The following is a 21,216-nucleotide window of genomic DNA, read 5'->3' on the forward strand; positions in this document are numbered from 1 at the left end:
GGAGTGCAGATGTTTAAGAAGAAGGAGAAAAAAAACATTTACGTTAGATTGGTAAACACACAAGGGGAAATCATTCGAGAGTTTAATTGTACAGAAAAAGACTTGCGAAAAGTAAAAGAAAATGGTACTGAAATTCGTTTGGTTGGAGATAACTCATATGAGATGGTAGCAACCGATGAACAACTAGAAAAACTAGCAAGAGCTGAAGCAGAAATCGAAGCGGAAATTAAGGCATGGGAAGATGCTTTAAATGAGAGTTTGGATGAACGCGAAGAAAGAGAAGCGAGACAGAAGGAATTGAAAGAAAAGAATAAATGGAGTACAAAGAAGAAAGTAATCGTATTTGGACTGATATTCTTTGTATTTATTGGATTACCTATTATCGAAGGGTATCAAAATAGTAAATTAGTTGAAGAAGGTACATCATTACATGCAGAAATTGTAGGTAGGCATGTAGAGAAGGAATTCATGTTTACACACCCCACATTAGTAGTTGAGGTAGATGGTAAAAAGCATAATGTATGGGTAAGTGAAGAGACATATAAGGGAGCAGAGTGGTTAGGTAGACTAAAAGTCATCAAAACAAAAGATGGTAAAGTTGAGAAAGACCCTAGATATGAGGGTGAAGACTTAATTACGAGTTATTAAGCAGTAGGTTTTTAATATTCGCTTCTCTCAAATTAAATAACATTATTATTTGCAAAAATCGAATCCATTAAAATAAAAACAAATTTAAAATAACTGTAATAACCTCCTAGCATATTGTTGATGGGAGGTTATCACCTTTCTGAAGATAAAATTAAAGAGCTTTATTATCTCGATACAATTGTGATGACAGTAATGTTTTTACTAAGTGAGTGCAGTTTCGGGGGAAACAAAAATAGAGTATGAGGGATATGCTTAAGTGAAAGAGAGAAGAATATTTAGAGCTTTTGAGGAGAAAGAAGGCTATTTGAACTATCAAAAGCATTCTGATTATGTACGGTAATTAATGTAGAGGTAATATTATCTGAATATAGTTACGCAAAGATGAATGTACTTAAAAAGTTAGGAATGTAATGGGATTTTAGTGCCTGGAAATTATTTAAACTGTATAGAAGGTGAAAAACTGAATGTGGAACATAAAAGAAGAAGATTTAGATGGATTTCGAGTAACATGTAGCAGCCGTTTAAGTCCTGAGGGTACTTTAGGTTTTATGATAGGAACAATAGTGTACGTTTCAGTTATGATGTTTTTTCTTATTGGTACTTTAGTAACCTTTGGTTGGGATTACTATACTACTTTATTCGAAAAAACAATTTTTAAAATTGAACTTGTGCTATATAGCTTACAAATAATTTTTTTAATTCTATATTCATTTCCAAAAGCTCGATTTAAATTTCAAAAATTACAAACGATTGTCGTGTTATTATATGCATTTCAATTAGGTACAATATTATTCACAGCTCTGATTCTTCCTGGAATGTCTGATTATACAATCGACGGAATTACATTAGTATATGTAAGCTTCTTATTTATAGGAGCAGTGATTGTTCATATTGTGACAACGATTGATACGTTTAAACAGGCAAGTGAAGGTACATTTAGTATGAATGAAAGATCCGCTTCCTTTTTTAGTAAAACAAAAGGAACTATGATGAAAGTAACTTCAATATACGCATTAATCCTACTTATTTTGATTTATTTTCATAATGATTATGCGATTGATACTTTTATTGGATATGTAATAGGTACTGTTTTACTGTACACAGTAGCCGTTGGTGTAGCAGAATTCCAGTTATTGGTGTACTGTAGATTCAAATTTAAATCATTTAATATTACGTGGGAAGAGAATGAGAGAATGCGTGGGAGAATTCGAAAACAAAATACAAAATCCAAAACGAAAAGTAAATAAGGGTGAAATGTATTACTTTTCAAAAAGGAAGATAATGAACTTAAAAAAATGCTTAGGGAAATCAACGGGGTGTCAGTATGAAGTTAAAGAAGAAAGCCAAGATGATGATAGTTCTGTCAATAATAGCAAATTTATTAAGTGGATGTGGTTTTGGGGAGACGAAGATAGAGTATGAGAGATTAGTAAAGGCATTGGATGAAGGTGATATGAAGACGGCTATGTCTGCGAGTGATGATGGGTATGCTTATGTGAAAGAAGAGGTTAGGGATAGCACGTTTGGGGCGGAAAATGATAATCGCATTAGCGTTGTATATCAAACAACAGGAGGAGTATACAATATTAAAGAAAAAAAGTTCTATGGAACAACTTTGCAAGAAATTGCTAGTTCATTAAATAGTGAGCAAAAAAAAGAAGAGATTGTATATAGAACTAGTATTAAATATGAAGATAATCAATCAAAAAGTCCAGATCAAAATTTGGATGTTTCGAATGTTCGATTTATATTTAATAGATTAAAGGGAATAGATAGTTTAAGACCCAAAAAAGATAAAAAAAGATTTAGTGAGTCATCCAAGGTAACATATTACTTAACCGAATCGGAATTTCAAGAAATAATTAATGATAAGTTAAAGGTGGACTACGATAAATTTGATGAAGCAATATTATTAATGGAATTTAGTTCGGCGAAAGATTCAAAAGAAAATCCAATGGAATTCACTACAATAAGCATCACAATGGGATATGAAAAAAAGAATAAAGAAGGCCGATTAATAAGGCATGATCAAAAAATAGCAATCTATTTAAATACTAAAGAAGATAACGATAAAGCTTCTAAAACCCGATATGAGGAGTATGAAAAACAATATTTGAATAATAAGTAATGTATAAAATAAGGGGAAAGGTGTAGTTATGGCATGAGTAAAAGGTTAGTTAAAAAAATAGTTATTGTAATGACAGTAACGTTTTTACTAAGTGCGTGCAGTTTCGGGGAAACAAAAATAGAGTATGAGAGATTAGTAAAGGCATTGGATGAAGGGGATATGAAAACGGTTATGTCTGCGAGTGATGATGGATATGCATATGTGAAAGAAGAGACTAGCGAAAGTACTTATGAAGAAAAAGAAGATGGTGAACATAGCAGGATAATATATCAAACAACCCATGGAGTATATAATGTGAAAGAAGACGACTTATATGGGAAAACAACTCAAAAGGTTGTTACTGATATAAAAAATGATAAAAACGTTGGTAGTAATCAAAATTACAAAAAAGAAACGGTCTATAGTACAAATTTAAAAAATGAAAAATCCCGTTCAGTAGCTCAGGATCAAGCTATGAATGTTTCATATGTAAAATTAATGTTTAGAGGATTAAATGAACTTAGTAAATTGAAACCGAGTGAAGATACAAAAAGATCTAGTGAACCGAGCATAATAAGCTATGATTTAACTGAATTACAGTTTAAAAACATCATGAATGATAAGTTAAATTTAAAATATGATAAATTTGATTCTGCAATATTGATGATTGAATTTAATACGCCTAATGATACAAAAGAAAATCAAATGAGAATAACACAAATAACAATATCGGTAAATTATGAAGAAAAAAAAGAAGATAAGCTTATAAAACGCAATCAAGAGATTTCAACATATTATCATACCAGGGAAGATAATAATCAAAGTTCCAAAAAAGAATATGTAAATTATGAAAAAGAGTATATAAATCAAAAATAATATATTTTAATTGAATTTTGAGAACGATAAATGTTGTGAAAATATGAGTAAAGGGGTAGTGAAAAATAGTTATTGTGATAACAGTTATGTTTTACTGAGCGCGTATAGTTCTGGTAAATCAAAATAGAGTATGAGAGTCTAATAAAGGCATTGGATGAAGGTGACAAGAAGACGGTTATACTTAATTGAAAGAAGAATATTTGGAACTTTTGAGGAAAAAGAACACTACTTGAACCATCAAAAGGCATTCTGGTTAGATGATTATGGTAATTAATATGGTAATGATATACCTAAAAGATTATCTGAATTTAGTTGTACAAAAATCTATGTACTTAAAAATATTAAGAATGTAATAGAATTTTAGTGAATGAAAATTATTTAAACTGTATAGAAGGTGAAATGTCAGGGTGTGGAATATAAAAGAAGAAGATTTAAATGAATTTAAAAGTACTTGCAAGAATCGCTTAAGCCCCGATTGGGCTACAGGGTTTATGTTTGGAACGATGTTTTTTATTTCATTAATAATGTTTTTTCTTATTGGAGGGTTAATAAGGTTTGGTTGGAGTTATTACCCGACTCTCTTTGATAAAATAATTGTTAGCCTTGAGTTGGTGCTTTATAGTCTTCAAGTAATTTTTTTAATTATTTATTTGTTTCCTAAGATGCCATTTAAATTTCAGAAACTACAAACACTCGTGGTACTATTATATGCGTTTCAGCTAGGCACTATAACATTTACAATGTTGATAATTCCAGGAGCGTCAAATTATTCAATTGATCAAGTTACATTAATGTATGTCGGGTTATTATTTTTAGGTGCAGTCATTTTACATATTTTAGCGACTATTGATACTTTTAGACAGGCAAGTAAAGGGGCATTTAATACGGGAGAAGAGTCCTCTTCATTTTTTAGTAAAACAAAGAGGACTGCAATTAAGTGTGCTCTAATTTATGTGTTAACTCTTCTCATTTTAATTTATGTGCATAATGATTATACACAAAATATTTTAGGATTGTATGCGGGAGGAACTCTAATCATGTACGCGGTAGCCATAGGTGCAGCAGAGTTCCAATTATTAGCCTATTGTAGATTTAAATTTCCATCATTTTATATTTCGTGGGAGGAACATGAAAGGGAACGTCAGAAAAGACTAAAGCTTTATGAAGAGAAGGAAAAAAGAAAACTAAAGAAATAAAATAAGTTTTGGTTTCTGAAAATTCGAACAGAATGTATAAACAATTAAGGATTGTATATGAATTAATGCTATTAAAAATTAAAGTATCTTCAATATAATCTGTATGAGTTAATAAATACCGGTAAGTAAAGGTGAACTATATTACTATCAAAATGGGAATGTAATGAACCTAAAAATGCCTAGAGAAATCAACGGGGGGTCAGTATGAAGTTAAAGAAGAAAGCTAGGATGATGATAGTTCTGTTAATAGTATCAAGTTTATTAAGTGGATGTGGTTTTGGGGAGACGAAGATAGAGTATGAGCCATTTGTCAAAGCTTTGGATGAAGGTGACATGAAAAAGGTTATGTCCGCTAGTGATGATGGATATGCGTATGTGAAACAAAGAGGTATATATAGTACATATGAGCAAAAGGAAGATGGAGAGCATAGAAAAACAATCTATCAAACTTCGGAAGGGATATATAATACGAAAGATAAAAGTTTATATGGAAATACAACACAAGAGGTTACTTCAGCAGTAGACAGCAAAGATAATAAAGAAGAAGTTGTTTATCGTACCAATATTATGTATAAAAATGGACAGGTACAAAGTCCGGAATCGAATCTGGATGTTTCATATGTGAACTTAATTGTAGATCGTTTAAAAGGGATAGGGAAACTAAAGATGAAGCCCGGGGATGATATAAAAAAGTTTGATCAGCCTAGTACTGTTGGATACAAACTAACTGAATTAGAGTTTCAGAGTATCATTAATGATAAGTTGAAAATACAATATGATGAATATGATGGTGGATCAATCGCATTGCATATTGATTCTAAAAATGGTTCAAAGCAGATATTGGAAGTAAGTATTGTAATAAATTATAAGAAAAGAAATGATGAAGGCAAGTTAGTAAAATACATATCACAAATACATACATCTTTTGATAGTCACCAAGGTAATAACAAAGATGCGAAACAGGAATATATTGATTTTAAAGCAAAGTATAATAAGACGCAGTAATATTTAGAAGGGCATTTGTACGTAAAGATAATAGCGACATAAGTGTGATAAATGTTTCATAAATATAGTGGAAAGAATTTGAGGATAAACGCCCCAATTGCTGGAGTAGATGCAACAACTGGGGCGTTTATCTGTCTAAATTTAGCTTGAATACATGACATGTTTTAGTTAGGGGCACGGCTTTACAAGTAGTTTCTCCATCTTCATAATAACGGTGAGAGTTATTTTGTAATTTGCTTGTATTACTAAGTTACGACTATTTCCTCTTATAGAGTTACTTCTTATTATCGATACATCGTCCACATTCCAATGTCTTTAAATCCTAGTCGTTTATAAATTCGTCCAGCAACTGGATTGTTATAAAATAAACAAAGTGTTCGGCTTTCTTTCGTAAAGTCTTGAATCATTTTTTGTAATATGAGTGAAGCAAATCCATTTCCACGATAATTCGGGTGTGTACATACACCAACTACCATAGCGGATAATGAATTTTCAGCGGAAGTAGAGGTGGATGCGATGATCACGCCGTCTTTTTCAATATAGTATGTGCGTCCTGTATTCGTTTCGATAGCCTGCCTTAATATTTTCTCTGATTCATTAGTAGTCGGAAATTCAGCAATGTCACTTCGTAATTTCATAATTCGTTCTATATCATCGAGTGACGCAAGTTTAATCGTTTCATGAATAGGCGTGTCAGGTAAGTTGTTGTCATTTAGACATTCACAAAAATACATTTCATTTTTGACGCCTAATTGTAGACTTGGAGCAGTTTCAAACTTTTCTACAATAGTTGACTTACCAGAGAGTTTAAGTGGCTTATATGCGGAAAGAAGTGCCTCAAAATCAGTGGTAATAAATTCTTCTTTACTATAGGGTATAAATGAATCGTGGAATCGGAGTAGAATTGATTTTAATGTTCCATTCTCTTTAAATACTCCCCATAATTCTTGAAAATCTGTGTCATAACCGAAAGCTTCAATATCTCCAATAATAAACAAGTTAAGGGCTGCTTCTTCTTTTAGATAAGCGAATACTTGTTCATGATCTTTCTTTGTTAATTTTCGCATCATAACGAATCGACCTCTTTTTTTATTTTTCTAAATATTACAACTTAAGTTTTTTGAAATCAATATAAAATTTTATGTTTAGTTCACAAACTTTCGGAAAAACTAGGAAAGATATGACAAAGGAGGTTATGAACGGTGGATCATCCAATTCAAGGGTTAATGAAAGCAGCAATGGAAAATTTAAAAGAAATGGTCGATGTAAATACGATTGTTGGAGAGCCTGTTCAAACGGCTGACGGTGGTGTAGTGTTAACGGTTTCTAAAGTAGCGTTCGGTTTTGGAGCAGGAGGTTCTGATTTCCAAACGAATGATGGACAAAGAGCGAACGGTAACCCTGCATTTGGTGGCGGTAGCGCGGGTGGTGTTTCGATTACACCAGTAGCATTTCTTGTGGTGAATAAAGATGGAGTAAATATTCTACATCTACAAAATGCGACACATTTAGCAGAAAAAATGATTGAATTAGCTCCACAAACAATTGATAAAATTCAATCGATGTTCCAAAAAGAAGAAAAGAAAGAGGGAAATCATCATCCTCAAAACCCTGATGAAATCCTTTAAAAACGCCTGCTTATGAGCAGGCGTTTTTTCTTGTAATCACTATGTAATAAAACACATGAAATTGTAAATAGTTTTTGAAGTTTTTTCTATGTTTCTAAAATTTTTCATGTTAAAATATGCTATAGAATTGAAACATATAAAACGAAGGTGGCTAGGTGCTTTGTCTGGAGGATCTGACCAAGTAAAGAATATGATATATATTAATGGTAATCGTCGAGGTCATTGTTTTATTACATCAGGAATTACGTTTAAAGAGTTTGCGAGTAACATCCCTTCACCGCTTCATCAAGTGTTGCTTTTGAAGCACAACTTTGAATGGACGGATTTTCATTATCATACTTTATTTGAATATGTTGAGGAAGAAAATATACATAAGTTAATTCAAGCAGAGATTGATGAATTTGATGAATTTTGTTGGGTAGATTTTGATGATGCAAGCGATTTAGATGAATTAGAGCCGAAAGAAATTGCAGAATTATTATATTTGGCTCACAAAAAAGAACCACTTGCAAGAACATTCTTTCCGTTACTGAAAAATCGATTTGTTTATTTTTCACATGATGACGGATGGTACAACAAAGTGTATTATCGTAGAATTGCTGATTTTGTAGGAATGTTAAGTAAAGTCATTCCGTATAAACTCGGTGCTTTCGGTAAGAAACGTTTTTCTTTCTTCCAAAAATCAAAAATTTTCCCAGCGATTTCAAAAGAATTGATTATGGGACTTATTCCACTAATGGAAGATGGTCTTTACATAGATTTAGCAGGGAAGATTGAGTCAAGAAGAGGTCTTGAAATTCCGGTATATGTAGTTGGTTCGTATGAAAGTACGGATGAGGTGTTAGATAATATCGATGAATTGAAAGAGGAAGCAACAGAAACAGGTTGGCTCATTTTTGATAAGAAAGAACAAGAGTGGCAATGGGTTGTTGACTAAGAAAACTTGGCGTATGAAGTCAAGTTTTCTTGTCATTTGAAAGGAGTACAAATGAAGAAATATTATACAATTGTGGGTATTATAAGTATTATTCTCGTGGCAATATTACTTATAACTTGTCCGAAAGAATCAGATTTTAAAGTGTATGTACAGGATAAGTATGCGTTGAATTGTAATGAGAGTAGTTTTGAATGCACGCAAAATGTAGATGGTAAAAAAGAAAAACTACAATTTGAAAGTACAGATGCACGAAATGGTGTATTCTTTATGACTGTAAAGCAAACATTTAAAACAGAAGCTGGTGTTTCAAAAGAATATAGCGGAGTAGGAATGTTTGGTACATTTCTTTTTGTTTCAGAGAAGACTTTCTAGTAATAGAAGGTCTTTTTTTTATGCTTATGTTCATATAGATGAAGTAAGACAAGCATAGGAGGGGTATTGATGAAGAACACATGTATTGTTTGTGGCGGTGAGGAGTTTTTTTCCTCAACGTTATATGCACGTACGAAACAAGATTGGGCATATGCACCAAACATGTATCGATTTGAAAAAGTATTTATTGAGCATCGAGATGAAGAAAATTATCCAGTGTTTCAAGAAATTACAGCGAAACATTGTTGTGGATGCGGTCATATTATGTTGTATCATGAATGAACACACCAAGTATGACTTGGTGTGTTTTTTTAAAACGCTGACAAAGCAAGCGGATAAAGTAAAGTAAATAAAACAGAAAAACTACCAAAACCAATGGCTGTATATCCAAGTGTTCTTGCTCCGAAATTGACAGCTAATAGGCCAACTAAAATTGCTAGGGAGCCGAGCGTAACTGGATAAAAAGCAATGGAGAATAACGAAAGAAATAAAGCGACATAGCCTACCATTGCACCGGTATTTGTACCTTCTATCTCATTTGCAATTTCTTTACGCTTATGTCTAATTGGAATGCCAGCTGGTGATATTTCAGCAGCATACTCTTCGTTTTTTTCACCACTTTTAAAATGATGATTTCTCTTTCTTCGCATGTACATCCCTCTCTTTCAATTGGGTGTATCTATAGTATCTTTCAAAATGAGAAGAGCATGAGTATGAGTTAAACCCAAGTAAAGCAAAAAATGGAGAATACGTATTCCATCGTTAACATATCCATCTCCTATTGAAGATAAAGTGAGGGATTTTTTCCATCACGACTGATTATCAGCCAGTAACAATTGGATTTTTATGAGCAGTTCTCTCCCATTAACTGGTCCGCATCCATTGAATTTTGAGGTAGGTGTCTTACTGCAAGCGGGATAAAACAGGAATTTTGGAAAATGATGTAGAATGAAATGAGTGATAAAGCGTGAAGGTAGGGGAATGTATGACGAAATTTAATTGGCATGAATCAGCAGAAAAGAAATGGGATAGTAGCGCAGAGTTTTGGAATCAAAATAGTCAAGAGATGTGGGACAGTGGTAGCAGAAGTACAATTATTCCGTTTTTTGAACAATACGTGAAGAAAGAAGGACAAGTGCTCGATGTTGGTTGTGGTGATGGGTACGGTACATATAAATTAAGTAGCGCAGGCTATAAAGCAGTGGGAGTAGATTTATCGGAAGTGATGATTCAAAAAGGTAAGGAGCGCGGAGAAGGACCGAATTTATCTTTTATAAAAGGAGATCTTTCTGCATTACCATTTGAAAATGAGCAATTTGAATCAATTATGGCAATTAATTCTTTAGAATGGACGGAAGAGCCATTACGAGCGTTAAATGAAATAAAGCGTGTGTTAAAGAAAGATGGATATGCATGTATTGCAATTTTAGGGCCGACAGCAAAGCCACGAGAGAACAGTTATCCTCGCTTGTATGGAAAAGACGTTGTTTGTAATACGATGATGCCTTGGGAATTTGAACAGTTAGCGAAAGAACAAGGTTTTAAAGTTATAGATGGCATCGGCGTATATAAGCGCGGAGTAAATGAGAAGATGTTAGGTCAACTACCTACAGAGTTACAACAATCGTTAACATTCTTATGGGTATTTATGTTAAAAAACGTATAAAGAAATGAAAGAATTTTTAGGAGGTAAATAAGTGCAGAAAATACAAAAAACTGATACAATATCATCAGAACCAATTAAAGGGGGACTAGGGTATATGACAACTACTACAACAGTGAAATCCGATATTGAAATCGCACAAGAAGCGAGTATGAAGAAGATTCAAGAAATTGCAGCTGATTTAAATATTTTAGAAGATGAATTAGAGCCATACGGGCATTATAAAGGTAAGTTATCTCTTGATATTTTTAAGCGCTTACAAGATGAGAAAGACGGTAAAGTTGTTTTAGTAACAGCGATTAACCCAACTCCAGCTGGAGAAGGTAAATCAACAGTAACAGTTGGTTTAGGTCAAGCTTTTAACAAAATTGGTAAGAAAACAGTAATTGCACTTCGTGAACCATCTCTTGGACCGACGATGGGATTAAAAGGTGGAGCAGCAGGTGGCGGTTTTTCACAAGTCGTACCAATGGAAGACATTAACCTTCACTTTACTGGAGATATCCATGCGATCACAACTGCCAATAACGCATTAGCAGCGTTTATTGATAATCATATCCAACAAGGAAACACACTTGGAATTGATACGCGTAAAATTGTTTGGAAACGCTGTGTTGACTTAAATGATCGTGCCCTTCGTAACGTAGTAATTGGTCTTGGTGGACCTGTACAAGGTGTACCACGTGAAGACGGTTTTGACATTACAGTAGCATCTGAAATTATGGCCGTGTTCTGCCTTGCAACAGATATTCAAGACTTAAAAGCGCGTCTATCTCGCATCGTAGTTGCTTATAACTTTACAAATCAACCTGTAACGGTTAAAAATTTAGGTGTAGAAGGTGCGTTAACACTATTATTAAAAGACGCATTAAAGCCGAACTTAGTACAAACGTTAGAAAATACACCAGCTATCATTCATGGCGGACCATTTGCGAATATCGCTCACGGTTGTAACAGTGTTATCGCTACAACAATGGCAGCAAAATTAGGTGATTATGTTATTACAGAAGCTGGATTCGGTGCTGATTTAGGCGCTGAGAAGTTTTTAGATATTAAAGCTCGTGCAGCTGGCATTAAACCAGAAGCAGTTGTTATTGTTGCGACGATTCGTGCGCTTAAAATGCATGGCGGCGTTGCAAAAGATCAATTAAAAGAAGAAAATGTAGATGCATTAGCAAAAGGTATGGAAAACTTACAGAAGCATGTTGAAACAATTCAAAGCTTCGGTGTGCCTTTCGTAATTGCAATTAATAAATTTATTACAGATACAGATGCAGAAGTTACATACTTACAAGAGTGGTGTAATGAGCGTGGCTATGCAGTATCCTTAACAGAAGTTTGGGAGAAAGGTGGCCAAGGCGGAGTTGACCTTGCTGAAAAAGTACTAAAAGAAATCGAAAAAGGTGAAAACAACTACGCACCACTTTATGAATTAGAATTACCATTAGAAGAAAAAATTCGTACAATTGCTCAAAAAGTATATGGCGCAAAAGATATTGAATTTGCTCCGAAAGCACGTAAGCAATTAGCTCAATATGAAGGAGAAGGTTGGAGTAATCTACCAGTTTGTATGGCGAAAACACAATACTCTCTTTCTGACGATGCAACAAAATTAGGTCGTCCATCTGACTTTATCGTTACAATTCGTGAGTTAAAACCATCTATCGGTGCAGGCTTTATCGTTGCGTTAACAGGTACAATGTTAACAATGCCAGGTCTTCCAAAACAGCCAGCAGCACTTCAAATGGATGTAAATGAAGATGGAAAAGCAGTAGGTTTATTCTAAAAGGTTGTAATTCATCTCGTTTATCTGTAAACTATATATACATCAAGTGGCGCCTTTCCATCGAAAGGCGCCTGTTTTTTGGAGGAAATTATGTTTGATCCAACTGCTTTTGACAATTTAAAAGTAATCGTAGAAGGTGCTGTGTATGATTTTGATCTACATGGAGATATTCTTGTAACAGATCGAAAAGATATGATGGATCTTGCTTCATTAAGTCGTATATATCATATCTCATTTCAATTAACAGAACCGTTTGAACCATTAGTAGAAGCAACATTTTCATTATCTGTGGATGCAAAGAACTTGTCTGGTGAAATACTAGAAGTGCCTCAGTTTACACCAGGTTGTGAGATGAAGCTAGCATTTTCATTCCCGTTAGAACAACCAGAAGTAAAATGTGAAGAAATTGAAACATTAATGCGTTCTATATGGGGAAAAGAAAGAATGATTATGCAGAAAGTTTCATACGAATATAATAAGCAAGCGATTTCATATCATAATAAGGTAGAGGTTCTATTTCAAAAAGCGATTACAGAAGACCATGTTGATGATTTAATAGCTGTTATTTCACACATGATAGAAACGGTGCGAACAATACAGCATTTTCTTCAAAAATAGAGATAAAGGAGAAAAACAAATGATAAAAGATATGCAACCATTTTTACAACAAGCTTGGGAGAAGGCTGGTTTTAAAGAGTTAACTGAAATTCAAAAACAAGCGATTCCAACTATTTTAGAAGGACAAGACGTTATAGCTGAATCTCCAACTGGAACAGGAAAAACATTAGCGTACTTATTACCCCTTTTACATAAAATTAATCCTGAAGTAAAACAGCCACAAGTTGTTGTTTTAGCGCCAACACGTGAACTTGTAATGCAAATTCATGAAGAGGTTCAAAAGTTTACAGCAGGAACTGAAATTTCAGGTGCATCTTTAATTGGTGGTGCAGATATTAAGCGCCAAGTTGAAAAATTAAAGAAACACCCAAGAGTAATTGTCGGTTCACCAGGCCGTATTTTAGAATTAATTCGTATGAAAAAGCTAAAAATGCATGAAGTAAAAACAATTGTATTTGATGAGTTTGATCAAATTGTAAAGCAAAAAATGATGGGCGCAGTGCAAGATGTAATTAAATCAACGATGCGGGATCGTCAATTAGTATTCTTCTCGGCGACAATGACAAAAGCGGCAGAAGATGCGGCACGTGATTTAGCAGTGGAACCACAATTAGTACGTGTAACACGTGCAGAATCAAAAAGCTTAGTTGAGCATACGTATATCATTTGTGAGCGACGCGAAAAAAATGATTACGTAAGAAGAATTATGCATATGGGCGATGTAAAAGCAGTTGCGTTCTTAAACGACCCATTCCGTTTAGATGAAATTACTGAGAAATTGAAATTCCGTAAAATGAAAGCAGCAGCTCTTCATGCAGAAGCAAGTAAACAAGAGCGTGAAGCGACAATGCGTGCTTTCCGCGGAGGGAAATTAGAAATTCTACTTGCTACTGATATTGCAGCACGCGGTATCGATATTGACGATTTAACACACGTAATTCATTTAGAGTTACCAGACACAGTAGACCAATATATTCACCGCTCAGGACGTACTGGACGTATGGGTAAAGAAGGAACTGTCGTGTCTCTTGTAACACCACAAGAAGAGCGTAAATTACTGCAATTTGCGAAAAAACTAGGCATTGTATTTACGAAGCAAGAAATGTTCAAAGGATCATTCGTAGAAACGAAACCGAAAGCACCAAAGAAAAAGAAACCAGCATTTACTGGGAAGAAAAAGCCTAGATAAATGATAGGGAAGGCGTAACTATTTGTAGTTACGTCTTTTTTGTTTGTAAACAAGTGATAATGGGAATTGTATTAGTGTTTTTAATGTGCCTATCATATATATGCTTCTACTGGGAGTATCGAAAAAAGGGTAGTTTATTTATTTGGTTTATACGAGGAAATAATATAAAAAAAGTCGAATATTAAACTGACACGAAATAATAAAAAGAAGGTACACATATGGATAGGAAATTAGGAATGTTTTTAAATACGAAACATATTGAAGTAAACGAAGGAATACAAAAAGCAAGGGAATGGGATTTAGAATATATTCAATTATATGCTATGAATAAAAACTTTAACTTAGCTAATATCTCAATGGTAGAATGGAATGCTTTAAAGAAAAGCTTATCTTTTAATGGGATAAAGATTCCATCATTAGCAATTAGTTTTGGAGAAAATGGAATTATGGGAATAGAAGCTGAGAGTGCAATAGATCAGTTTAAATATATTACTGACAGAGGTTTGGGGCTTGGGGCAAAGATCATAACAGCTCATATTGGGAAAGTTCCAGATGATGAAAAAAGTGCCTACTATGATAAAATGGTACGGGTTTGTTATGAGATAGGGGAATTAGCGTTCAAATTTGGGGGATTCTTTGCTATTGAGACGGGATCTGAAAAAGCAATAGTATTAAAACGATTTTTAGAAACTGCAAACTCGAAAGGACTAGCTGTTAACTTTGACCCAGCAAATTTAATAAGTGATGTAAATGAAAATCCGGGAGAAGGTTTATTACTATTAAAAGATTATATAGTACAAACTCATATTAAAGATTGTAAAGAAGTGAAAAGTGATCGTTCAACTAAGTATATAGAAGTAGCAGTAGGGAATGGTGAAGTAGATTTCGATATATTCTTCAAAGTATTAGATAAAATTGGATTCGATGGATATAACATGATTGAAAGAAATGATTATTTTGACGAACTGGATGGGATGAGTCAGTCGATAAATTTTGCAAAGAAGTACATACCAACTCACAAGGAATAACGATAGTATTTGTAGAAAGCTACATAGAATATAAAAACCATTAGGGGGAAATGTAATGATCCATAAAGTAGGACAAATTATGTTATATGTAAATAATCAAGATGAGGCAGTAAATTTTTGGACGGAAAAGGTAGGGTTTCATGTAGTAGCAGAGGAAGATAACAAGCAAGGAATGAGATGGATTGAAATTGCTCCGACTAACGGTGCAGAAACGAGCATTATATTACATAATAAAGAAGTTATTTCTAAAATGAGCCCAGAATTGAATCTTGGTACACCGTCCTTAATGTTCTTCTCAGAAAATCTTGATCAATTATATACAGATTTAACAAACAAAAATGTTACTGTCGGAGAAATGGTAACTATGCCTTCTGGTAAAGTGTTTAACTTTGCTGATAGCGAAGGGAATTATTTTGCGGTTATGGAGAAGAACCAATAATAATATTGCTATGTGAAAATCCCCCTCAAATATATTTGAGGGGGATTAAATTTTTGAAGTGGATTTTTCATTAGAGAGTTGTTTAATAAAAAATACTCCTTTTTCAATCGCTGTCTCAATATAGCCAACGATTTGGTCAAACGTAAATACCTGTAAGTCTTCATGCAAATGTTGCTTTGGATACAACATATCTTCAAAAAGATACTTTCGAAAAGCTAAAACGTTTTTTTTAGAAACCTCTTCAATATCCACAATGTGAGCCTCTTGATTGAGAAGAGAGAAAAGCTGTTGTTCTTGATCGTAATGATGAAGCAACTTTGCATTTAACAATTTAAAATCGTTATAGTACAGGGGTGCGATCGTTTCGTCATTCTCTATTCTATTTTTTAGCCAAGGTAGAAAAAATCCACTTAGCCAATTATCATCGGCAATGAGGTGGGTATAATAGCCTAAAATAAATGGGGAATCTATATGTGATTCATATTTATGAAAAAATGAATCATAATCTATTCTTCTCGTATAGTTCTTCGTTGTACCGGCATAAAAATGTGAGGCTCCTTTTTCTTTTTTTGAATGAACAGCATCAGGGGCTACAGCTCCAAGTAAGAAAGAAGTCTTATCGTGAATAGATAGTTTCTCAGCAATACCGTTAGCGATAATAACATGCATAATTCGTGATCCCATGAATGCCACCTCTGTTTCCAGTATTCATTTCAGGAAGAGGACTAAACAGTTAGTATTACTTTCCCTGTACTTTTTCTACTTTCGACCCATTCATGTGCTTTCCCTGCATTTTGAAGTGGAAAAGATTTCGTAGCCTTAATTTGTAAACGTCCGTCACGCAAATAACGGAAAACTTCATTTGCAGTTTCTTGGAGCAGTTCAGGACGCTTTTTTCGTGTGGTTCCAAAGCTAAAACCGAGTATAGAGCGGCAACTTGCATGTAAATCTTTCGTTTGAAAGTTACCAATTTCACCGCTAGCATTACCGAAATGAACGAGGCGACCGTAATAAGCAAGGCAGTTTAAACTTCTTTCAGAAACAGTTCCAGAAATAGAGTCCAAAATAATATTCACTCCTTCTCCGTTTGTCAGCTCATTGACTTTCTCTACAAAATCTTCAGTTTGATGACAAATTACATAATCAGCTCCAGCATCTAAAGCGATTTTTCTTTTCGTTTCACTTCCGATAGTACCGATAACTGTTCTAGCCCCTAATAGTTTTGCAAATTGAATTGCGGTAGTACCAATCCCGCCAGCAGCTGCATGAATGAGTACAGATTCACCTTTTTGAATCCTTGCAACATTTGCGAGTAAATTATAGCTTGTAAAGGATACGATTGGACAAGCGGCTGCAGCTTGAAAGTCAACTTCATGGGGTAATACGAAAGTAAGATTTTCATTTGCAACAACGTATTCTGCGTAAGATCCATTTTGAGGAAAAGCAATGACACGTTGTCCAGGGTGAATATTTTTCACATGAGAACCGACACGTTCTACAATACCAGTGGCATCTATACCTGGAATAAAAGGTAGTGCTTTATTTCCTTTTTTGCCATAACGTGATTTAATATCAGCGAAATTTACACTAGTAGCAACTACGCGAATTAAAACTTGATCTTCTGAAATAGCCGGTATATCAAAATCTGTATATTTCATCACTTCAGGACCACCGAACGACGTTACAACGATAGCTTACATTATATGTCCTCCTAAATTTGACTATATAAATTATTTTAAATCTTTATCAGAAATTGGAAAATTATATAATAGTTATGTGTGGTTATAAGTGAAGCTTATGAACTCAATGAATCATAATATTAATTTATATAAAAAAACTTTAAAAAAATCGAACGAAATATGAATTACTTGCCAATATATAGTGTAGGACAAAGGAGGGATGGTATGTGAAGGATGGAACAGTGTATACAAATTTAATCCAATTAACTTTATCAGGCAATAAAGAAGCGTATAGCAAGTTGTATGATAAAACGATTCAAGAAGTATATAAAACAGCACATTTTTTAATTGAAGATAAAACGGATGTAGATGATGTCGTTCAAGAAGTATACATACAGCTATATGAATCGCTTCGTAAATATGATAGCGAGAAGCCATTTCGCCCTTGGCTAATTGGGCTTGCGATTAAACAAATTCATTCTTATAGAAGAAAGAGGTGGATGCGACTACGAATTATAAAAAAAGCAGAAGAGCAAAGAAAGCCAGTGCAAATTGATTTTTCTAACGATGTTGTAAGTAAAATATCAAACCAAAAACTAATCGAACTCATTCATAAATTACCGTATAAATTGAAACAAGTTATTATCTTAAGATACTTACACGATTATTCACAAGAAGAAGTAGCACAAATATTACATATTCCAATCGGTACAGTGAAATCTAGAATTCATGCGGCATTAAAGAAACTACGTCAAAAAGAGCAAGTAGAAGAAATTTTTTTAGGAGAGGTAGGGAATGTGAAATGAGTTTAGATTGTAGAGTTAGGGAATCTATACAAGAAGAAGCAAAGGGTATTGTTGCCCCGCCGGATTTAAAAGAAAAAGTAATCGTGCAAATAAAAATGAAGCACGGCGGGAGTAAGAGGAAGAAACGCCTTATCGCAGGAGTACTTGCAGCAGCTCTTTTAATCCCGACGACAGGTTTTGCGTACCAATCTATTATGGCGGATGGTATATATGGATCTTTTGAGAATTTAAAAAAACATGCCGGAGCAATGACATTAGAAACGTATATGCGTTTTAATGCAAAATTATCAGAAGCGAAAGATGAAATGGGTGCGAAGGAATATGAAGAGTTTACAAAAGAACTGAAAAAATTAACTAATGCAAAGCTTGCGTACGGAGATTCGAACGGTAATATAGATTATGATCAATTATCATCAGCTAAAAAAGAGGAATTGAAAAAGGTAGTAATGGAGCTTCATCCATATTTTGATAAATTAAATGGCCATAAATCTAGTAAAGAAGTACTAACTCCTGAAGAGTATGAACAATATATGGAGGCATTAATGTCACATCAAACTGTGTTAGTAAAAACGAAATCGAGTGGAGGGATAACAGTAGAAGAAGTACCTGAGGCGTACAAAGAAAGATTTATTAAAGCGGAGCAGTTTATGGAGTATGTAGATGAAAAGGTGAGATAAGTAAAAAAACTCAAAGCTTTAGCTTTGAGCTTTCTTTATTAAAAGAAAATAGAGGATTCAATTATATTTTTTCATCGTTGCATTGTCCTTTTGTATAAAACAATCTAAAAGGGAATAACCAGCTATTAAACTAATAATCGTAACAAAAGTTGTATTTATTAGAATAATATTAACTAAATAAGGTAGGTATTCGGCAAGTGGTGAAAAGAGTAGTGCTGGGGAAAAGGAAATGAATAGTGTAGGCACTGTAATAGCAATAAATTTATCCGGTTGAAAGCTCCAGTTTTGTTTACTCGTTTCGCGATTAATAGATTGAAGGAATCGTAATAAAATGCCAACTATAAGAGGGAAGAGTGTAAAGTAGAATAATCTTGGATAAACGTTAAAGTTCACTTGTGCATCTGTATCTAAATAAAATTGAATTTTTACTCCTACAAATAATAATAAGACGATAAATAATGTGAAGCAGAGGTATAGCATCAATTTTTGCATTATATTCCACCATCCTTTACTCAAAATATATTCAAAAAAAGAAGAGATATACAATAACTACTGTTGTATATCTCTTCTTTTACTGTTAGTTAATAGTGGAGTTTGCTTTTTCTTGCTTCGTGAAATAATCAATAATACCCATTGCGCTAATTTCTATATCTAAATGTAAAATATTATAAACGGAATGATCTGATGGAACGTTTAACTTTGTAAGATGAGAAGAGATTTTATCCATTAACAAAGTTTGTAAAGCTTTAGTCGCTTCATCGAAATCATTATACTTTTCAAAGACTTCCTTACCAGTCTGAACGAAAATAGGTAGCCAATGTTCCAGTTGATTATATACTTCTGTAACATTGGATGATGCACCATAATGCCCGAAATAAATAGTATCTACATCCATACTTTGAATGTGATTTTTAGAAGCAATCATCGCATCTGGTTGGAATTGTGAAGGGGACGTTGATGGTAGATACAGTTCTACACCAAGGTCTGCGAGTTCTCTATAATAAATTCCAATTGTATCGCCAGTAAAAATCCCGTTTGTTAATGAATCGTGAATGCTAATATGGTGCTTCGCATGTCCTGGTGTATCATAAAATGTAAGGGTGCGGTCTTTTGCAATTTTTAACGTATCACCATGTTGTACAATATGAACACGTTCTTCTTCAATTGGAAGAATTGGGTAAAAGAGTTTATCGAAATCTTCTTTGTAGACAGCTTTTGCACCTAAAATAAGTTTTGTTGGATCAATCATATGACGAGCACCACGAGAATGCACATATAACGTAGCATTTGGACACTGTTCCATCATTAAACCAGCTGCGCCAGCGTGATCTAAATGCACATGTGTAACGATAATGTTTTTAACATCGTTTAAATCAATATGTAATTGTTGTAAGCCGTCTAAAATATACGGAAGAGAAGGGGCTGCACAAGTTTCAATTAAAGTAATATCGTCACCTAATAAAACGTACGTACCTGTTCGTTCATTATGCTGTAAATCGAAATCATCAATAAGATATAGGTGAGAAGATAATTGCTCTACTTTTTTCATATTTACCACTCCTTATATACTGCATGTTTCTATTATACGCTAAAATAGAAAAAAGGCAGAAAACGAAAGCTCGTCTTCTGCCTTTTTGTAATGTTCTTATTGTCTTTGTTGTTTATTAATAGACATAACGAATAGCCCAACAATGCCGCCAACTAATGGAAGCATAATCTCTCCCGCTAAATTAAAGTAGGAGCTTAAGAATAAACCATTTACATCGATTACCCAGCCAATCACATACAATAACATCATATATAGTACGAAATAAAACTCGCGATTTGAAATCGTTTCATGTTGTGCAGTTTTCATAATGAACACCATCCTTTTCTTTTATAATGGAATATAAACTGTCACATTTTGTTCACATTTCAATTGTAAAACTTTCCATCATAAAAGTCTAGTAGTTTGTGTCGAATTTTCGAACAGAAATAAAGCGCTATCATTACAACTTATAAGTACGTAATAAGAGCTGTATATTCACGAATGTAGTATAGTATAAACATAGAATGATAGTGAAGAGAGGGGCAAAGACAATGACAGTTTATGATTTTTCAGCTAAAACAATTACCGGTGAAGAAAAATCGTTAAAAGATTACGAAGGAAAAGCACTTCTTATTGTAAATGTAGCTAGTAAATGTGGTTTCACACCGCAATATAAAGGATTACAAGAGGTGTATGATAAATATAAAGACCAAGGACTTGAAATACTCGGATTCCCTTGTAACCAATTCGGAGGACAAGAACCAGGTACAGAAGCGGACATTACTAGTTTTTGTGAATTAAACTACGGTGTAAACTTCCCAATGTTTGCAAAGGTTGATGTGAAAGGTGATAAGGCTCATCCTTTATATACATACATGACAGAACAAGCACCAGGTTTACTCGGTATGAAAGCAGTGAAATGGAATTTTACGAAGTTTTTAATCGGAAAAGACGGGAAAGTAGTAGGGCGTTTTGCGCCGCAGACGAAGCCGGTAGATTTAGAAGTTGAGATTGAGAAGGTACTTGGAGAATAA

Annotated in this window: 27 protein-coding genes; 20 read left to right on the forward strand and 7 right to left on the reverse strand. The window is 33.8% G+C overall.

All coding sequences use genetic code 11. The annotated features are described in order from the left end of the window. The first annotated feature begins 9 nt into the window (after positions 1 to 9). The 7 genes from ACTFP3_RS06605 to ACTFP3_RS06635 all read left to right on the forward strand — a co-directional run bounded on the left by ACTFP3_RS06605 (position 10) and on the right by ACTFP3_RS06635 (position 5,832). Positions 10 to 648: a hypothetical protein gene (locus ACTFP3_RS06605; protein WP_000473567.1), complete on the forward strand. Its 639-nt coding sequence runs from the start codon at positions 10 to 12 to the stop codon at positions 646 to 648. Positions 649 to 1,112: 464 nt separating this feature from the next. Further along, a complete protein-coding gene (locus ACTFP3_RS06610; protein ID WP_000267105.1) occupies positions 1,113 to 1,895 on the forward strand; it encodes a hypothetical protein in 783 nt (260 codons plus the stop codon). A 77-nt stretch (positions 1,896 to 1,972) separates the two neighbouring features. Next, positions 1,973 to 2,776, forward strand: a complete 804-nt coding sequence (locus ACTFP3_RS06615; RefSeq protein WP_000768457.1) for a DUF3952 domain-containing protein — start codon at positions 1,973 to 1,975, stop codon at positions 2,774 to 2,776. Positions 2,777 to 2,809: 33 nt separating this feature from the next. Continuing rightward, positions 2,810 to 3,631, forward strand: a complete 822-nt coding sequence (locus ACTFP3_RS06620) for a DUF3952 domain-containing protein (RefSeq protein ID WP_000044430.1) — start codon at positions 2,810 to 2,812, stop codon at positions 3,629 to 3,631. Positions 3,632 to 3,754: 123 nt separating this feature from the next. After that, positions 3,755 to 3,820 carry a hypothetical protein gene (locus ACTFP3_RS06625; protein WP_223153424.1) on the forward strand — a complete coding sequence of 22 codons (66 nt, stop codon included), beginning with the start codon at positions 3,755 to 3,757 and terminating at the stop codon, positions 3,818 to 3,820. Positions 3,821 to 4,038: 218 nt separating this feature from the next. After that, positions 4,039 to 4,827 carry a hypothetical protein gene (locus ACTFP3_RS06630; RefSeq protein WP_000267161.1) on the forward strand — a complete coding sequence of 263 codons (789 nt, stop codon included), beginning with the start codon at positions 4,039 to 4,041 and terminating at the stop codon, positions 4,825 to 4,827. 204 nt (positions 4,828 to 5,031) lie between these two features. After that, complete coding sequence (locus tag ACTFP3_RS06635; RefSeq protein ID WP_440009720.1) at positions 5,032 to 5,832, forward strand: DUF3952 domain-containing protein; 801 nt, start codon at positions 5,032 to 5,034, stop codon at positions 5,830 to 5,832. 284 nt (positions 5,833 to 6,116) lie between these two features. On the opposite strand, the gene ACTFP3_RS06640 is transcribed toward ACTFP3_RS06635, so the two are convergent. Further along, positions 6,117 to 6,902, reverse strand: coding sequence for a GNAT family N-acetyltransferase (locus ACTFP3_RS06640; RefSeq protein ID WP_000984752.1), 786 nt, complete (start codon positions 6,900 to 6,902; stop codon positions 6,117 to 6,119). A gap of 132 nt (positions 6,903 to 7,034) precedes the next feature. Here ACTFP3_RS06640 and ytfJ point away from each other — a divergent pair, with 132 nt between their 5' ends. The 4 genes from ytfJ to ACTFP3_RS06660 all read left to right on the forward strand — a co-directional run bounded on the left by ytfJ (position 7,035) and on the right by ACTFP3_RS06660 (position 9,051). Next, positions 7,035 to 7,460, forward strand: coding sequence for a GerW family sporulation protein (gene ytfJ, locus ACTFP3_RS06645; RefSeq protein ID WP_000349991.1), 426 nt, complete (start codon positions 7,035 to 7,037; stop codon positions 7,458 to 7,460). Between the two features lie 160 nt (positions 7,461 to 7,620). Next, positions 7,621 to 8,397, forward strand: coding sequence for an oxalate:formate antiporter (locus ACTFP3_RS06650; RefSeq protein WP_000014087.1), 777 nt, complete (start codon positions 7,621 to 7,623; stop codon positions 8,395 to 8,397). Positions 8,398 to 8,448: 51 nt separating this feature from the next. Continuing rightward, positions 8,449 to 8,769, forward strand: a complete 321-nt coding sequence (locus ACTFP3_RS06655; protein WP_000761174.1) for a hypothetical protein — start codon at positions 8,449 to 8,451, stop codon at positions 8,767 to 8,769. A 69-nt stretch (positions 8,770 to 8,838) separates the two neighbouring features. Then, entirely contained in the window at positions 8,839 to 9,051 is a 213-nt protein-coding gene (locus ACTFP3_RS06660) for a hypothetical protein (protein WP_000798747.1), read from the forward strand. A gap of 29 nt (positions 9,052 to 9,080) precedes the next feature. Here the strand turns inward: ACTFP3_RS06660 and ACTFP3_RS06665 are convergent, their stop codons facing one another. Next, positions 9,081 to 9,419, reverse strand: coding sequence for a hypothetical protein (locus tag ACTFP3_RS06665; RefSeq protein WP_001253201.1), 339 nt, complete (start codon positions 9,417 to 9,419; stop codon positions 9,081 to 9,083). Between the two features lie 335 nt (positions 9,420 to 9,754). Here ACTFP3_RS06665 and ACTFP3_RS06670 point away from each other — a divergent pair, with 335 nt between their 5' ends. The 6 genes from ACTFP3_RS06670 (at position 9,755) to ACTFP3_RS06695 (ending at position 15,492) form a co-directional block, all read left to right on the forward strand. Continuing rightward, positions 9,755 to 10,435: a class I SAM-dependent methyltransferase gene (locus ACTFP3_RS06670; RefSeq protein ID WP_440009728.1), complete on the forward strand. Its 681-nt coding sequence runs from the start codon at positions 9,755 to 9,757 to the stop codon at positions 10,433 to 10,435. 94 nt (positions 10,436 to 10,529) lie between these two features. After that, positions 10,530 to 12,218, forward strand: coding sequence for a formate--tetrahydrofolate ligase (locus ACTFP3_RS06675; protein ID WP_440009991.1), 1,689 nt, complete (start codon positions 10,530 to 10,532; stop codon positions 12,216 to 12,218). Positions 12,219 to 12,308: 90 nt separating this feature from the next. Beyond that, positions 12,309 to 12,836 carry a hypothetical protein gene (locus tag ACTFP3_RS06680; protein WP_000460219.1) on the forward strand — a complete coding sequence of 176 codons (528 nt, stop codon included), beginning with the start codon at positions 12,309 to 12,311 and terminating at the stop codon, positions 12,834 to 12,836. A gap of 19 nt (positions 12,837 to 12,855) precedes the next feature. Then, positions 12,856 to 14,025, forward strand: coding sequence for a DEAD/DEAH box helicase (locus ACTFP3_RS06685; RefSeq protein WP_000588613.1), 1,170 nt, complete (start codon positions 12,856 to 12,858; stop codon positions 14,023 to 14,025). Positions 14,026 to 14,243: 218 nt separating this feature from the next. After that, a complete protein-coding gene (locus ACTFP3_RS06690) occupies positions 14,244 to 15,053 on the forward strand; it encodes a sugar phosphate isomerase/epimerase family protein (RefSeq protein WP_440009731.1) in 810 nt (269 codons plus the stop codon). Between the two features lie 55 nt (positions 15,054 to 15,108). Further along, entirely contained in the window at positions 15,109 to 15,492 is a 384-nt protein-coding gene (locus ACTFP3_RS06695) for a VOC family protein (protein ID WP_000581478.1), read from the forward strand. A 45-nt stretch (positions 15,493 to 15,537) separates the two neighbouring features. On the opposite strand, the gene ACTFP3_RS06700 is transcribed toward ACTFP3_RS06695, so the two are convergent. Beyond that, positions 15,538 to 16,176 carry a hydrolase gene (locus ACTFP3_RS06700; protein WP_440009734.1) on the reverse strand — a complete coding sequence of 213 codons (639 nt, stop codon included), beginning with the start codon at positions 16,174 to 16,176 and terminating at the stop codon, positions 15,538 to 15,540. Positions 16,177 to 16,217: 41 nt separating this feature from the next. Next, complete coding sequence (locus ACTFP3_RS06705) at positions 16,218 to 17,150, reverse strand: quinone oxidoreductase family protein (RefSeq protein WP_440009993.1); 933 nt, start codon at positions 17,148 to 17,150, stop codon at positions 16,218 to 16,220. Positions 17,151 to 17,398: 248 nt separating this feature from the next. Here ACTFP3_RS06705 and ACTFP3_RS06710 point away from each other — a divergent pair, with 248 nt between their 5' ends. Continuing rightward, a complete protein-coding gene (locus tag ACTFP3_RS06710) occupies positions 17,399 to 17,977 on the forward strand; it encodes a sigma-70 family RNA polymerase sigma factor (protein ID WP_440009736.1) in 579 nt (192 codons plus the stop codon). Continuing rightward, positions 17,974 to 18,654, forward strand: coding sequence for a DUF3600 domain-containing protein (locus ACTFP3_RS06715; protein ID WP_349561333.1), 681 nt, complete (start codon positions 17,974 to 17,976; stop codon positions 18,652 to 18,654). Before ACTFP3_RS06710 ends, ACTFP3_RS06715 begins: the two co-directional genes overlap by 4 nt. 57 nt (positions 18,655 to 18,711) lie before the next feature. Here ACTFP3_RS06715 and ACTFP3_RS06720 read toward each other — a convergent pair whose 3' ends face one another. The 3 genes from ACTFP3_RS06720 to ACTFP3_RS06730 all read right to left on the reverse strand — a co-directional run bounded on the left by ACTFP3_RS06720 (position 18,712) and on the right by ACTFP3_RS06730 (position 20,509). Beyond that, entirely contained in the window at positions 18,712 to 19,146 is a 435-nt protein-coding gene (locus ACTFP3_RS06720) for a hypothetical protein (protein WP_001170914.1), read from the reverse strand. A gap of 85 nt (positions 19,147 to 19,231) precedes the next feature. Next, positions 19,232 to 20,203, reverse strand: a complete 972-nt coding sequence (locus tag ACTFP3_RS06725; protein WP_440009739.1) for an MBL fold metallo-hydrolase — start codon at positions 20,201 to 20,203, stop codon at positions 19,232 to 19,234. 96 nt (positions 20,204 to 20,299) lie between these two features. Then, positions 20,300 to 20,509: a DUF3925 family protein gene (locus ACTFP3_RS06730; RefSeq protein WP_000844978.1), complete on the reverse strand. Its 210-nt coding sequence runs from the start codon at positions 20,507 to 20,509 to the stop codon at positions 20,300 to 20,302. A gap of 224 nt (positions 20,510 to 20,733) precedes the next feature. On the opposite strand from ACTFP3_RS06730, the gene bsaA reads away from it, so the two are divergent. After that, positions 20,734 to 21,216, forward strand: a complete 483-nt coding sequence (bsaA, locus tag ACTFP3_RS06735; protein WP_000219434.1) for a glutathione peroxidase — start codon at positions 20,734 to 20,736, stop codon at positions 21,214 to 21,216.

It is taken from the genome of Bacillus cereus group sp. MYBK5-2, from assembly GCF_051915685.1.
In the GTDB taxonomy this organism is placed as follows: domain Bacteria; phylum Bacillota; class Bacilli; order Bacillales; family Bacillaceae_G; genus Bacillus_A; species Bacillus_A cereus.